This window comes from Sporosarcina sp. ANT_H38 (assembly GCF_008369195.1).
In the GTDB taxonomy this organism is placed as follows: Bacteria; Bacillota; Bacilli; order Bacillales_A; family Planococcaceae; genus Sporosarcina.
The window spans coordinates 2,563,018-2,577,309 of sequence record NZ_VOBC01000001.1; the positions used below are offsets into that span (position 1 = coordinate 2,563,018).

Genomic DNA, 14,292 nt, shown 5'->3' on the forward strand with positions numbered 1-14,292 from the left:
TTAAGTAATTAAATCGCCGAACCAGCAGTCCCTTTAGACAACTTCTCAGAAATTGTCAATACAATGAGAATTAAAATGATTTGCAACACGCCGTATGCACAGGCCGTACCAAATTTAAATGCATACATCTTTTGAAAAATCGCAACCGATAAAGGCATTGTCGATGTACTATAAATAAGAATTGACGCCACAAATTCACCTATACTTTGAACAAACGCAAGAAGTGTTCCCGCTAAAATCCCCGTCAATGTCAATGGTAAAACGATTTTCCGAAACGTCATCCACCAACCTGCGCCGAGACTTCGCGAAGCTTCTTCAATCGATTGATCCATCTGCATTAACGAAGCAGATGTCGAGCGAAAAACAAGAGGCAAATGTCGAATGAAATAAGCGAGTGGCAATATCCAGAACGTCCCGATTAAGACTTGATTGAACGCGAAAATATTCTCTTCACTGAATGCTGCAATCAAATTCACCGCAACAACGGTACCCGGAAGCGCCCACGGAACCATTATTAAAATATCAAGCAATGTCTTCCCTTTGAAGTTAAGCCTTACCATCGCATACGCCGCTGCGACACCGAACACGATGTTACCGAGCGTTGCGACAAAGCCCATTTGCAACGAGTTCCAAATCGGTCGCCACGTCCGTTCATCTGTAAATAATGCTTTATAATGGTCAAACGTATATTCAGGTGGCAACACTTGAGTCGTCCACGTACCATCCACAGATAGCGATATAAGAATGAGCGTCAAAATTGGCAACAACAAGATGATAACGCCAGAAAATGATAGAATGATAGAAACTATTTTCATGGCCTTCGACTTCACTTCAGAACGATGGACACTAATTCCTTTGCTCAAGTTTTGGTAATTGCGCCTATTCTGGTACCACCTCATGATGATTAAAAATGAAATTGATACGAATGATAATATTGTCGATTGTGTAGCGGCCATATCTAAGTTACCGTTCGTCCTCGATAAGTAAATTTGCATCGTCATCGTCCGCTCCACTCCAAAAATAAGCGGTGCCGTGTATGACGCCATCGAAATCATGAACACGAGAAGCGCCGCAGCCACAATCGAAGGCGTCAGCATCGGCAAAATAACTTTTCGCCATATCCGAAGTCTACTAGCACCAAGGTTTGTCGCCGCTTCTTCGAGTGACGGATCGAGCCCTTTAATCGCTGCTGAAGCAGTCAAATAGAAATACGTATACATTGTAAATGTATGAACAACAATGACTCCCCATACCCCTTTTAGTTTAAAAGGCACTTGCTCTAAGTCGAATAAATGCTGGATACCACGTGGAATAATCCCACTTTCCCCATACAAAAATGTGAACGACAGCACACCGACGAGCGGTGGCAAAGCCATTGGTACTAGGACGAGAACAGATAGCATGCGACGCCCCGGAAAGTCATATCGCTCGAGTAGGAAAGCCATTAATACGCCGACAATCGCACAAGTAATGACACTTATAACCGAAATATACACACTCGTCCAGAGTGCTTCCAGATTGGACGTACTTTCTAAGCTGAAAAATTTCTTATAATTATTCAGTCCAGTCTCACTGCCGAAGCTTTGAATGAACGTTTGGTAAAATGGAAAAATAACATATCCGAACAAGATAAGAAATAATGGTGAAATAAGGACATAAATAAATGAAGGAGAACGAGTTATTCTTGCCCACAAACCATCTTGCGACGAGTGAAATGTTTGTTTTTTCATTTACTAGCCCCCCTATTCCCCAAGAAAGTAAAGGCTTCGAGACGGGATATTTAATTGGATAGAATCCCCGATTTGCAACAGTTTTCCGCCTGCATTAATGATCATTACCTTAAGCGTAACCCCCGGAATTTTCACTATATAATTGACGCTTAAACCCGTGAATTCAACAAATGTAATTTCTCCTGTCAGCGTGTTTTCCCCATCGCCTTGAAGAATTGATTCCGGTCGAATTGACACGTGGATCGTTTCCCCTTTATTCATCGGAGCAAGCGGAGAGCTGTTGCTAAGAAGTCCCGTCATCGTGACACCATGCTCATTTTTCACGACAACCTTCTCACCGTCGATTGACATAATGGTCATTTCTATCGTATTCGATTCGCCAATGAAAGATGAAACGAACCTATTCATGGGACGATTGTAAATTTCCTGCGGCGTGCCAATTTGCTGCACATATCCGTTTTCCATCACCATAATGCGGTCAGACATCGCCATCGCTTCCGTCTGATCATGTGTAACATAGACCGTCGTCACACCCAGTTCCGCTTGCAGCCTTTTTATTTCAATACGCGTTTCTTCTCGCAGCTTAGCATCCAAGTTTGATAACGGTTCATCCAACAGTAAAATATCCGGTTTAATGACGAGCGCCCTAGCTAATGCGACACGCTGCTGTTGACCACCGGAAAGCTCATTGATTTTCCGTTCGCCGTATTGTTCGAGTCGCACAAGGCCCCTCACTTCATCCACTTTTGCTTTTATATCCTCTTTCGAAAACTTCCTCACTTCTAAGCCAAACGCAATATTTTCATCCACCGTCATATGCGGGAAAAGTGCATAGTTTTGGAACACCATGCCGATGTCTCGCTTATTTGGTTGCAACCTCGTTACATCACGGTCATCGAAAAAAATCTTTCCTTCAGTTGGGTAATAAAAACCAGCAATCATACGGAGCGTCGTCGTCTTTCCACATCCGCTTGGGCCAAGAAACGTGAAAAACTCACCAGGTTGAATGTCAATATTCAACTCTTTCACTCCATGGACTTTTCCGAACGTCTTCGTTACCTCTTTTAATCGGACACCCTTCATCTCGTCACCCCTTTTGCTCAAATTTAAACTCTATGTAATGGAAAGACCCCGAGATTGATAACCCGAGGTCTAAGTGAAAAGCGTAAGGCGCCGTCCAGCCCCGAGGGGTTGGCGCCTGGAGCTAGACTCTATTCCATGTTGAAAACATATAAATATCTTTTAACTACAATTACTTCCCTTTACCTTTGATATTTGAATCCCAATGCTCCATCCATTCCGCTTCTTTGTCAGCCATTACCTGCCAATCGATATCGAGCGCCTTCAGGTCAAGGTCCTGGTACCAATCCGGCATATCTTCTTTGGCAATATCCGAGCGTGTCGGAATCTGATACAATTCTTCCGCAAGCTCTGCACGCACTTCCGGATCAAAGAGGAATTCGTAGAACAGTTTCGCGTTTGCTTCATTTTTAGCATCATTGACGATACCGACCGCATCTACAAGAATCGGCGCTCCGCTCTTCGGATAAATATAGTCAAATGGTTGGTTGTTCAACTTGCTTTGCAACAGGATATCTTGCAAATTCCATAGAGAAACAATTCCTTCTTGACGAACCAATTTTAAATAGAGGTTCGTTGGATCCTGTGCGTAATCTTTCGTATTTGCATCTAAGCCTTTAAGCCATTCATAACCTTTTTCAGGATCATCCGCACCTTGGCGATAAATCATTGATGAGTAAATTGTACGCATCGTCCCAGAAGCTAGAACTCCGCGAATAACGATTTTATCTTTCCATTCTGGCTTCAACAAATCATCCCAATCTTGCGGACCTGTTTCAGGTGTTAACACATCGCTGTTGATCATAATTACTTCTGGCAAAAGCATTTCCCCGTACCATCTGCCTTCAGCATCTTTATATTCAGCCGCGATGGCAGAGTCAAATGACGGCTTGAATGGCATTAACAGATCTTCATCCGCCGCCACCATCATTGCGGATTGTGTACCGCCCCACCAGAAGTCCGCTTGAGGATTCGCTTTTTCACCACGGACACGCTCAAGAATTTGTTGTGCCCCCATCGTCAAATTATCCACTTGAATGTCCGGGTATTTTTCATTGAACATCCCAACGACCTTTTCAACAACGCTTTCATCACGTCCCGTGTAAATAACGAGCTTACCTGACCCGCCCTCTTCTTTTTTCACGGCATCGTCCGTTTTAGTACCGCTATCCCCTTTGTCGGCGCTACAAGCTCCAGCTACTAGAAGAAGTAGTACGAGCAACATACTAAAAACCCCTTTTTTCTTCAACCAAAATCCCCCCTTTTGATATATGAACTATTGCAAATTACTAAACGATCAAGCATATCACTGACATTATATGCTTCTTCTGCTATAAACATATAAATTAAGTCTAAATTGGAAAAGAGTTCTAGTCAAATTTATTAGTCTATTTAGAATATTAAATAGCAATTTTCGCAGCCGTCCCAGTTTTCAGGCGAAATGCTGGCTACATTCTTCTTTTCCAATAGATTGGAATGTCCGTCTTTAATGCCATGTAGTTCTCCAAAGCAAGCTCCAGACATTATTAAATCTCAATTATTTTTAGTTAAAATCGATACTTTCTTCACACTTTTTTACTGTATATCTGCCCAATACACATATCTAGCATCATGATTTTGTACGATACTATAACTTCCGATACTTTTCGATAAATTCCGCATAATTCCATACTGTGGATAAAGTTACCAACAATCCAGCGTCTTACTTTTCTGTCTTTATTAACATTTCTAACAAGTTAATCACATGTTACCCACCACTTTTGTTGATAAGTTTTGACTATTCTATGTTGATGGTCAAATTAAACTATTCCTTGCTACTTCTTCCCTTTGTATCTATCATAGTAATGAGAGAAAATAGACAAAAGGGGCACATTTGAAATTGAAGAAATTTATTCTATTATTGATATTATTTATTGCCACATTTCCAATTTCCACTGAAGCATCCGGAGCATCAAATGTAAAATCGATTAAGATTACCGAAACCGCTCCAGTTTTCGATGAATACCAGAAGGTTGCTGTATTCCCGAAAGGTACTTCGCACACCGTGATGAATGAATCGAACCGTTTTTATCACACAGTGATTGGAAATGATGAAGTTAAGTTCTCGAAAAAGAAAGCCGTAATTACGAAAGATCATCCGAATAACTGGAAGGCAGCACATCCAGTTCGAGCTAGAACTTCAAAACCTGTGCAAGTATTGGATCGCCCAGTAGTTAAAGCAAAGAGCATCGGACAGATCCAACCGAACATGACGATTAATGTCCAGAGGTTAAAGGGTAATTATTACCCCGTCTTAATAGGTGGTAAAACGGGGTATATACATAAGAACGACCTTGCAATCAATCCTGGTATCCCTGTTTTGATGTATCACGATCTTGTAAGTAGCAAAACAACTCAAAATGCATCCACATTAGAAGTCGTTAAGTTTAAAGAGCAGATGGACTATTTGAAGGCAAACGGCTGGACCACGATCACCCCACAACAACTGGAATCTTGGGTTGTAAAAAAGGGTACGCTTCCAAAGAAATCAGTCCTTATCACATTCGATGACGGCTACAAGTCAACAATCGACTTGGCATATCCTATTTTGAAAAATCACGGATTCCAAGCCACCTCGTTCCTGATTACAAGTCGTATTGATCGGCAGGGTGTGGTTTCAGAAATGGACATCATTCAAACACAAGACGTCTATTCCTATCAAAATCACACACATCTATTCCATATGTTCAACACTTTTACGAATTTAAGCCTTTTGCAATACGAATCAGAACAGGCAATTTTTGAGGATATCCAGCAAGCGAATCACTCCATCGAACAAATTATTGGCAACGACTATCAAGTCATGGCCCACGCATATCCATATGGAAAACGCAGTCTGGCAGCGATTCATGCCCTTCGATCATCTGGTATAACCAGCGCTTATACAATAGATGAAGGAAATGTCTTCCAAGGAGATTCCCTTTTCGAACTAAAACGTCAGCGCATTCACTCCAACATGAACTTGAAGGAATTTGCGGAAAAATTGCAGGGAAGATAAAATTTTCTGCCGGCTGACACTCGCTAGCTCTTCATAAAAAAATGAAACCTCTCCCAACTTGCGGAGAGGTTTCATTTTTTTATTTCTTATATTCCGGTAGCTTACTTATACGCCAACCTACTTTTTTCACATATTCATACGTAACTTCGAACTTATCAAGTGTACCCGTATAACCCACAGGTACACTTACTTCGAACACATATTTATTCTTTTTGGATTTCACTACTTCAGCCGTCGCCTCTCCCCATTGAAGAAGGGATTCCCCGTCGACCTCTATTTGCGCCAACTTCCTTTTGTGCTTAATGAAATTTTGTTCCTTCATGAACTGTTTCGCAACTTTTCTTGTCACCGACTTCTCGAGTTCAGCCCTCATTTCTTTCTTCGTATCCAAGTGGCTGGCCATATAGCGGTATGTCTCGCCTTTATAGTTGAACCTCGTATATTCTCCTTCTTTATAGACGCCGCCTGCCTGCACAAGACTTGCCGTTGTGGCCCAACTTGCCGCTATCTCCACCGCTTTCGACGAATGAACTTCATTATTTTGTATCTCTTCGTTACTGGATTGCTGGCATGCAGTACATAACAGCAGCAATAAAGATACGCCGAGCAGCCAAATTTTTTGCGACTCCATGCCCTCCTCTCTTATTGTTATGATTATCGTTTCAAATGTAAGTCCTACCCATAAAATATATGCGGGAGAAGACAGTGATAAGTGCTGAATGATAAAATAATTTTGAGACTGTCAATCGAATGCAAAAAAACGCAATGCGCTTTGAAATATGCGCCTTGCGTTTAACATATTAATGCATGATAACACTTCTGGTGATTAACCCGCTAATTGTATAGTAACGCTTTTGGAGCGCTTTGGATTGAATGACTTTTAGTACGATTACCGAGATGGCTGGATGTGTAGGGATGCGACTTTGTCGCATCCCTACACACTTTTTCCGGTAATCGTATGGTTGTCCTTCATCCGTCGCGCTCCAAATGCTTAAGTACACATAGTGCTGAAAATATCGGGAACGAAAGAATAGCTGGCTTTTCACATAGAGAAAAGCCGCCAAAGATGCAATTTTGACGGCTGATGCTTTCTCTATAGTTTTGCCATATTTATTTTAATGAAGCGTCACTTTCTAATAGGCAACACCAGCTTCGATGCATTATTTTCACTAAAAGTAAGCAAGGAACGCATTGTACAACGTACTAAAGTACCCAAAAATGGTCCAATGAAAATGGAGGTTATCAAACCCTTGTCACCAGTAATTTATGCAAATAAATGGTTAATCAACAGATCTGGCATTATAACGAATTTGTTTCAAATCACATAACAGTTTCTCCATCGTCATAATTAAGTTGCCATTCAATGCCAAACTTGTCCGTTATTTGGCCGTAGGATTTGCTCCAGAATGTATCTTGAAGCTCCATACCTACGTTGCCTCCTTCTTTCAGTCTACTAAATACAGATTTAACCTCATCCTGATCTGTACTAACAAACGCGAGGCTTATGTTATTTCCTTCTATAAAACGCATTCCAGGAAATACATCTGAAAACATAATATTGCTTCCGCTAATGTTCAGCCGAGTGTGCATAACCAAGTTTTTCGCTTCTTCAGGAAGTGGATATTCAGGGTTCGGTGGTGAATCTCCGAAAGTCATAATTTTCGGGGCTTCTGTCCCAAAAACCTCTGCGTAAAACTCCACCACTTCACGACAATTACCGTTAAAATTAAGATAAATATCAACAGCCATCATGATCACTCCTCGTTATTATTGTTCCTATATAATAACATTCTTCTGTTCCCAAACAAAATTCAAACCAGTATTTACTATTTCACTAAGCAAGTGTAAGTGATTAGTATTCACACACAATTCGCTTTGTCTATGAAAGGATTGACTAGTCCCTTTCAACCCTTGGATTCAATCTGTTCAAGTTCAATTGGAATATCACGGAATTCCACTGATTCCAAAAATCCATTTGATTTCATCTTATAAAGAAACTCCATCAGTTCTATTTTTAGTGTATATAATTGTAGGTCTTTACACTCAACATCAAATCGATCGTTTGTCGTTTCCATGGGCGTTATATCACTCCCCTCGAAAGAATGGTACAAAAGTACGCATTCGATTTAGCTTACTGGAAATCATTTCGAAACTACGAACCCAAACTTTTTTATCTCTATGTTGATTAATACCTATATCACTATTTCTGGTTTTCTCAACTTTAACGAGCCTATCAGTATAAACATCTTCAATTCTCATGTGCATTTCCACTCTTTTCTTGTTGAACTAAACATACCACGCAAAAGACTAGAGTAATACCCAAATAGGTTGGGACATTTTTTTCGAAATCATTCAATTTTTAAGTGTTTCAGTAATTAATTTCTCACAATTAAATGGTATAATAAATGTTACATATGTACTATGCTGTAAAAGAGAGGGATTCGCTAATGAAAGTTGGTCACTTAATTAGGGCAGAACGGATTAGACAAGAAATGAAGCAATTGGTATTAGCAAAGGGTATCTGCACACCTTCATACCTATCTAAAATCGAACGGAATTTAATTTTCCCAAGTGAGGACATCGTCACATTATTATTTAATCGTTTAGGCATTGATGCATCAAAGTTACAGGAAAATGATCAGCAAAAGGAATTAGATTTCGAGAAAATGTTGAAAGATAGTTACAAAGAAGTACTTACAAATCGTGACGAAAACTTCACTAAACAAAAACTAGTGTATTTAGAACAGCATAGTCCACTATTTGAAAATCAAACGCTTTACTATACTTATCTTCTGATTGTCCTAAGGTTTCGAATTACTTTGGGTTCAAATTTAGATGAACGGAAAAAAGAAATTGATGATCTTGAAGCATTATGCAAAAATTTTAATCCACATCAAATGTATTTATATAAAGTAAATAAGGCCATCTATTATTATTCGACAGAAAATCGCAATAAATCAATTGAATATTTCGAAGATGCGTTGTCATTGGTAGACGATATTTCGTTAGAGATTTGGGAAAAAGCTGAATTGAATTATATGATTGGAGTAATTTACACAGCAGATAGTCGTATCTTTGCCTCCATTGAGTATATAAGAAACGCTCTCGAATATTTCAGGGAAAATTTCTCTATGAAAAGAGTACTAGATTGTTATATACTTATTGGAATAACCCGCAAGAAAAGCGAACAATTTCCAGATGCGTTAGAATCCTATCTAAAAGCTATGCAAATATGTGACGAATTTAATTTACATCTAGAAAAGGGAATCGTTTACCATAATTTAGGGTCATTATATGGGACAATGGGTAATAGTGAGGATGCAATCTATTACTATAAAAAAAGTATCGAATTTAAAAGTGACGAAGATAGCCCTCTTATTTCCATTCTTAATTTAGTCGTCGAGTATTCAAAAATGAATAATAAACAACTTGTTAATGAGTGGTGTGACAAAGGAATATCGAAGTTCTTACGACTAAAGGACAAGAATCTCACATCGTATTATCATCATTTTAATATTTTCAAATCGCTCCATAGCGAAACTGGTTTATCCGAAATCATCACTGAAAAAGCGATTGAATACTTTAAATCAATACAGGACTATCAATATGTCCATAAATATTCAATTGCATTAGCTGAATGGTATTACAATAATCGAAAGTATAAACTATCCTCTATTTACTATCAAGAAGCAAATAGATACGGTTATATTTATAGAAAAATAAAAAAATGGGAGGATTTATAATGAAAAAACTTTTATCTATTTTATTATTAGTGGTAATTTTTAGCGGAGTTGGTAATAACCAAGCATTTGCAACTAAAGATCAGGTACCTAAATTATTTAGAACATCAAACTTAACAATTGATCACCTAAAATAAGCACAACAAAGGGAGCAGCTCTTAATCGAGTCGCTCCCTTTTTTATTTTCATCGTTAAACCAATAAGTATAACCGGCTCATTATATGTCCAGCTCCGGAGTCTCCCAAAAGAATAAGGAATATGGAAAAAGCAATTCCAAAAATGGTGATATAGACGATGACGCAATACAGAGGATCCAGCATCGTTTCTTCTTGTTTTAATAATAGTATTAGGATATATAGCGGTACAATGAGGAATGCCAATAGAAGTGCAAATGATAGCAGAAAGCTTCCGAATGTATATCCTTTTAATAGGAGCAAAATCGATGCGATTACTACGAGGAAAGTGGATGGGATAAGGTGAGTTCCGTAGATACCAACGATACTTTTGAATGATTGACCAGATCCGAGAAATTTAATAGTTAGGCACACAGAACCGCTGACAATTGCCGCGCTGATTAGGACAAATAACAGCGCACTGCCTAACGTCGAGAAAAATGGTACTTCGTATAATGAGTCGAGTAATGAAAATGCAAGGCCTACGAAAACCGCAAGAATAATAATGTTAACCATGCTGTTCATAAATTCCTTTTCATCTTGTTTCAATGCTTTCGAAGGATGCTTCAAGTAGTTTAGAGAGTACTCCCAGTGCATTTTGGTTACCATTTTCAACTTTTGGATGTGTTCATTTGGCTTTGTATCAAAGCTTGCCTTCGCTCCACTCCTCGTTTGCTTCATCTCAGATATTTCATGGCCCAAAACTATTCCGCATATTGCACAAAACTTCCCCTCACTTTGTTTCCAGCCACAATTTGTGCAGTGCAATCTATCCCCTCCCGTATCACTGTATGGCTCAATTACACTAACCTATTCTTCCAAGCTCCCTATTTATGCTTAAAAATCCGCATTAACACCAATAGGCGAAAAAATCCCCCTCAAGCCATAAAAATGACATAGGGGGTCTCTAATAATCAAGACAGATGAATCAATTTCACAATTACTTATTTCTTGTGTAAAGACGAACAATGTAATTCATCTATCAATTCATTGTCCGTCAATATTTCGGACTACTCTCGTTGATTGTAGCGGAAGGTGGCGACTTGGCAACCTAAGTTCGCCGCGTCCTGCGGCAACGATTGCATGACCTACATCCTGTAAGCCTCGGGAACAGCGCGAGCTGAAGACCCCACAGGAAGAGACGTCACGTAGGACGGCTTTTGCGACCAAAAGCGAAGCGTTGAGAGCAGTGGGAGCAGTGGATGTAAAATTTCTGCGAAAGGCGCAGAAATTATTACAAATCGAACCCTGCGCTGTTCGATTGGCTGAAGCCGTGCCCGCGGAAAGCGTCCACCTGAAGCGAAAATCAACATTGTTCGTTTTCCACGCTTTATAACCCTATTATGAAATTGATTCAAACGCATAAATAGTTAAATTATATTGCTCACACTACTAGCACATTCATATTTATATCGAGAATTGTCATTGTGTCCATTTCAAAAATTTTAAAAAAGAATGTTTCGACAAAATTCGAGTTTTCAAAATAATGTGGATAAGGTTATTAACGTTATACCCATCATTCCCTATACTTCTATATCCATTACAAACATGTTAACCACAACTTATCCACCATTACTTGTGGACAAAAGAACGATTGTTCTTACACCTAATCTTTGGTAGATTAAGAGTGCAAGCTTGTTACCCACCATTCTATGCGAGCACATTTCAAATTAGCACACATAATCTATATTATTGGAGGTGTAATCTCGGATGAGCAAACTATCGGACGACTTGTTGATTGAATCTTATTTCAAAGCAAAAAACATCAATCTTTGCCCTGACTTTATTCAGTTATTAGAAGCGGAAATTCGTAGGCGCTCTTTACACTATACAGCTCAATTGCCTTCTTGATCCCTCTAATTCCCTTTAAGTCGATTTTTTATAAAAAGCACCCGGTTCCATCAGTATTACTAGTTACTAAGGTCGATGAAACCCGGTGCTATCTATTTGACCGACACTTCCACGTAAATGCCCTGTTTCATCGGTTTATTTTGCACGTTTTTATAATATGGATGAATAACGAGTATATATCTACTTCCCGCCATCAAAGGATTTTTGGGAACGATCGTAATTGTTTTATCATTCACAACTTCTATAACAGCCTCAGTCTCTTGTTCTCCCAATTGAATGAGCTGAACCGCTGCTTTATCGATATTTTTCCAATTCATTTTCGTGTTCATTTCAACCGTAAACTTTTTGGTAATGGGGACATTCACAAGTTCAGGAAGCTTTTTATATCCCTTCAACTTCATAAGTAACTGATCACGATGGGAGCCCTCGAGTTCCTTCCCTACTTTGGTTAGGACATTCGGCTTAACGCCTACCTGATCTACAGGTTCACCACCTGGTGAATAAAATCTTGCAGTCGTCATCTTCAACACACTGCCGTCATCAAATCCGTACATCGCTTGCATCGTGCCTTTACCGTAGCTCGTTTGACCATATAAAGTAGCCGCTTTCTGCTCCTTCACTGTTGCAGAGACCATTTCCGAAGCACTCGCACTGTATTCATTTATCAAAACATGCGTCAGTCCATTGAATTTACTCGATTGAAAAGTTGAGGGATAAGTCTTCGGTTTACTATTCTTTTCCCGTAATTGAAACGCATTTCCAACACCCGGAAAGAATCCTGCAATGTCCTGTGCAGCTGTTATGTAACCGCCACCGTTATCTCGCAAATCAACAATCCACCCATCTGCTCCACTTAATGATCGAATTGCTTTGTCCATTTCTTTCGTGGATTCCAACGCAAAGCTATTCAGGCGAATGTATGCGATATTGCCACCAAGCATTTCATATTCAACGTTCGGTAGCATAATCTCTTCCCGCGTCAGTTTTTTCGTAAAGGGAGCCGCTTGACCAATCCGTTTAATCGTTAACGTGACCATCGTTTTTTCTTCTCCACTAATTAACGATATTGCTGTCTGAATCGACTTCCCTACGATACTTTTTCCATTTACATGCGTTATCAAATCGCCCGACTGTATTTCCGCGCGATCTGCAGGTCCACTCGGAATAACTGAAATGACTTTTATGCCTTTCAAATCCTCTTCAAGTACAACACCGATACCAACAATCCTCTGCTCTATTCCATCCACGAATCCTTGGTACTCCTTCGCGCTCATATAGACAGAATGGGGATCCAGATATTGCGTGATTTCCTTAACTGACCCCTTCGACAGCACCGATTCCGGCACCTCATCGACATAATAGTCCCGAATCAATTGACGGACCTCATCAAGCGGTTCCGCTGAAGCAGATGTTACCTGCGGAAGAAATACAAATAGCATAGCTACTAAAAACATATATAATTTCAGGTTTATCCTCACGATATTCATCCCTCTTTTCTTTTCCAGTTTCTACTAGTATAACGCTTTTATGTACCAGTCACCAAGGCAAATAATAACTATTCAGATAACGAGTTTCAAATAAAAAAATACCTAAGCAACATCCAAAGATGCAGCCCAAGTACTTCACTTGCAACTTATCTACCATGTAATTGACATTAATGTGCTGTATAGTATGAAGCACTACTACCCAATTATTGGAGGTCCCACTATGCAAAAATGGATACCACGAATGGGCATGCTACTTCTTACACTCATTGCTACAGGATGCAGCCCTGACAAAGATCAGATACCTGAGGGTAAAACTGATCCAGTAGAAAATCTGACACCAACAAGTGAAACCGTCTCTGAAAGCGCTTGGGAAGGAGATTGGATTTTCCTCAGTGACACGATACTCGGTACATTACACATTACGGATAACGATGAAACTGAATTCAACTACAAAATGAGCGGCTCACAGCCAACTACTGAAAACGCTTCTCCGGTATCACTTACCTATGAGGGTACTGGGAAAATTGTCGGGAATACAGCTCAAGCCACTTGCGAACCTATTGCGGACTGCAAAATGACAATTGAGATGAACGGCTCAATGCTCAAACTAACCATTAGTAACGAAATTACAGACGGATCTGAACTGAAACTTAGCGGCGAATACAAAAAATCTACTTCTATAGGACAAGCACCAATGTTTCAGATGAAAAATGATCAATTCCAAATCTACGGTATTCTACAAGGCGATAATCCGTCGGAAGTAAAATCCACACTAGGCAACCCCGAATCAGAAGGCCCTGACGAATTAATGCATACGGGTTGGAATCAGCAGTACCCTGCAAAAGAACTGGTCGTCACTTATTACGATGACTGGGTTGAAACAATCTCTATCACAACAACTAAAGACGCGCTTGAATCGGAAATTGCAGAGCACTTTGAAGGCGAGCGTTATCGCAATAAAGACGGTACCGAATATTTACTGGTACCAAAAAATGAAAGTCTTTTATTTTATCGTCCAAACGAAGATGATCCAACAAAAATCAATGTTCTCGTCACAGTAGCAGACGAAAATTTCTATTATAACTTGGAGCTCGGTGAAATTTCCAAGGTAGAATAATCAACAAAGAAAGTCAGCCAACTCTCAAAGTTGGCTGACTTTCTTTTGCATTTTCGAATTGACTTGTTCACAGTCAC

At 39.7% G+C, this 14,292-nt stretch carries 13 protein-coding genes; 5 read left to right on the forward strand and 8 right to left on the reverse strand.

The features are described from left to right. Positions 1–8 precede the first annotated feature (8 nt). The 3 genes from FQ087_RS12025 to FQ087_RS12035 all read right to left on the reverse strand — a co-directional run bounded on the left by FQ087_RS12025 (position 9) and on the right by FQ087_RS12035 (position 4,059). The gene (locus tag FQ087_RS12025; protein ID WP_149580664.1) at positions 9–1,730 is read right to left on the reverse strand and encodes an ABC transporter permease; all 1,722 of its coding nucleotides are present in this window, start codon (positions 1,728–1,730) and stop codon (positions 9–11) included. A gap of 12 nt (positions 1,731–1,742) precedes the next feature. Continuing rightward, positions 1,743–2,813 carry an ABC transporter ATP-binding protein gene (locus FQ087_RS12030; protein WP_149580665.1) on the reverse strand — a complete coding sequence of 357 codons (1,071 nt, stop codon included), beginning with the start codon at positions 2,811–2,813 and terminating at the stop codon, positions 1,743–1,745. A gap of 169 nt (positions 2,814–2,982) precedes the next feature. Continuing rightward, positions 2,983–4,059, reverse strand: coding sequence for an extracellular solute-binding protein (locus tag FQ087_RS12035; RefSeq protein WP_370456055.1), 1,077 nt, complete (start codon positions 4,057–4,059; stop codon positions 2,983–2,985). A 630-nt stretch (positions 4,060–4,689) separates the two neighbouring features. Here FQ087_RS12035 and FQ087_RS12040 point away from each other — a divergent pair. Further along, positions 4,690–5,847, forward strand: coding sequence for a polysaccharide deacetylase family protein (locus tag FQ087_RS12040; protein WP_149580666.1), 1,158 nt, complete (start codon positions 4,690–4,692; stop codon positions 5,845–5,847). A gap of 79 nt (positions 5,848–5,926) precedes the next feature. Here FQ087_RS12040 and FQ087_RS12045 read toward each other — a convergent pair whose 3' ends face one another. The 3 genes from FQ087_RS12045 to FQ087_RS22440 all read right to left on the reverse strand — a co-directional run bounded on the left by FQ087_RS12045 (position 5,927) and on the right by FQ087_RS22440 (position 7,922). Beyond that, complete coding sequence (locus FQ087_RS12045) at positions 5,927–6,478, reverse strand: DL-endopeptidase inhibitor IseA family protein (RefSeq protein ID WP_149580667.1); 552 nt, start codon at positions 6,476–6,478, stop codon at positions 5,927–5,929. A gap of 689 nt (positions 6,479–7,167) precedes the next feature. Next, positions 7,168–7,596 carry a VOC family protein gene (locus tag FQ087_RS12050; protein WP_149580668.1) on the reverse strand — a complete coding sequence of 143 codons (429 nt, stop codon included), beginning with the start codon at positions 7,594–7,596 and terminating at the stop codon, positions 7,168–7,170. Between the two features lie 155 nt (positions 7,597–7,751). Continuing rightward, entirely contained in the window at positions 7,752–7,922 is a 171-nt protein-coding gene (locus FQ087_RS22440) for a hypothetical protein (RefSeq protein WP_188006710.1), read from the reverse strand. Positions 7,923–8,294: 372 nt separating this feature from the next. On the opposite strand from FQ087_RS22440, the gene FQ087_RS12055 reads away from it, so the two are divergent. Further along, positions 8,295–9,590 carry a tetratricopeptide repeat protein gene (locus FQ087_RS12055; RefSeq protein WP_188006711.1) on the forward strand — a complete coding sequence of 432 codons (1,296 nt, stop codon included), beginning with the start codon at positions 8,295–8,297 and terminating at the stop codon, positions 9,588–9,590. Next, positions 9,590–9,724, forward strand: a complete 135-nt coding sequence (locus FQ087_RS23055; protein WP_255452250.1) for a hypothetical protein — start codon at positions 9,590–9,592, stop codon at positions 9,722–9,724. Before FQ087_RS12055 ends, FQ087_RS23055 begins: the two co-directional genes overlap by 1 nt. 54 nt (positions 9,725–9,778) lie before the next feature. Here the strand turns inward: FQ087_RS23055 and FQ087_RS12060 are convergent, their stop codons facing one another. After that, positions 9,779–10,528 carry a hypothetical protein gene (locus FQ087_RS12060; RefSeq protein ID WP_149580670.1) on the reverse strand — a complete coding sequence of 250 codons (750 nt, stop codon included), beginning with the start codon at positions 10,526–10,528 and terminating at the stop codon, positions 9,779–9,781. Between the two features lie 942 nt (positions 10,529–11,470). Between FQ087_RS12060 and sda the strand changes: the two genes are divergently transcribed. Then, complete coding sequence (gene sda / locus FQ087_RS12065; RefSeq protein ID WP_149580671.1) at positions 11,471–11,611, forward strand: sporulation histidine kinase inhibitor Sda; 141 nt, start codon at positions 11,471–11,473, stop codon at positions 11,609–11,611. Positions 11,612–11,703: 92 nt separating this feature from the next. Here the strand turns inward: sda and FQ087_RS12070 are convergent, their stop codons facing one another. After that, a complete protein-coding gene (locus FQ087_RS12070) occupies positions 11,704–13,089 on the reverse strand; it encodes a S41 family peptidase (protein WP_255452251.1) in 1,386 nt (461 codons plus the stop codon). 229 nt (positions 13,090–13,318) lie between these two features. On the opposite strand from FQ087_RS12070, the gene FQ087_RS12075 reads away from it, so the two are divergent. After that, on the forward strand, positions 13,319–14,215 hold the full coding sequence (locus FQ087_RS12075; protein WP_149580673.1) for a hypothetical protein: 897 nt from the start codon (positions 13,319–13,321) through the stop codon (positions 14,213–14,215). Positions 14,216–14,292 lie beyond the last annotated feature (77 nt).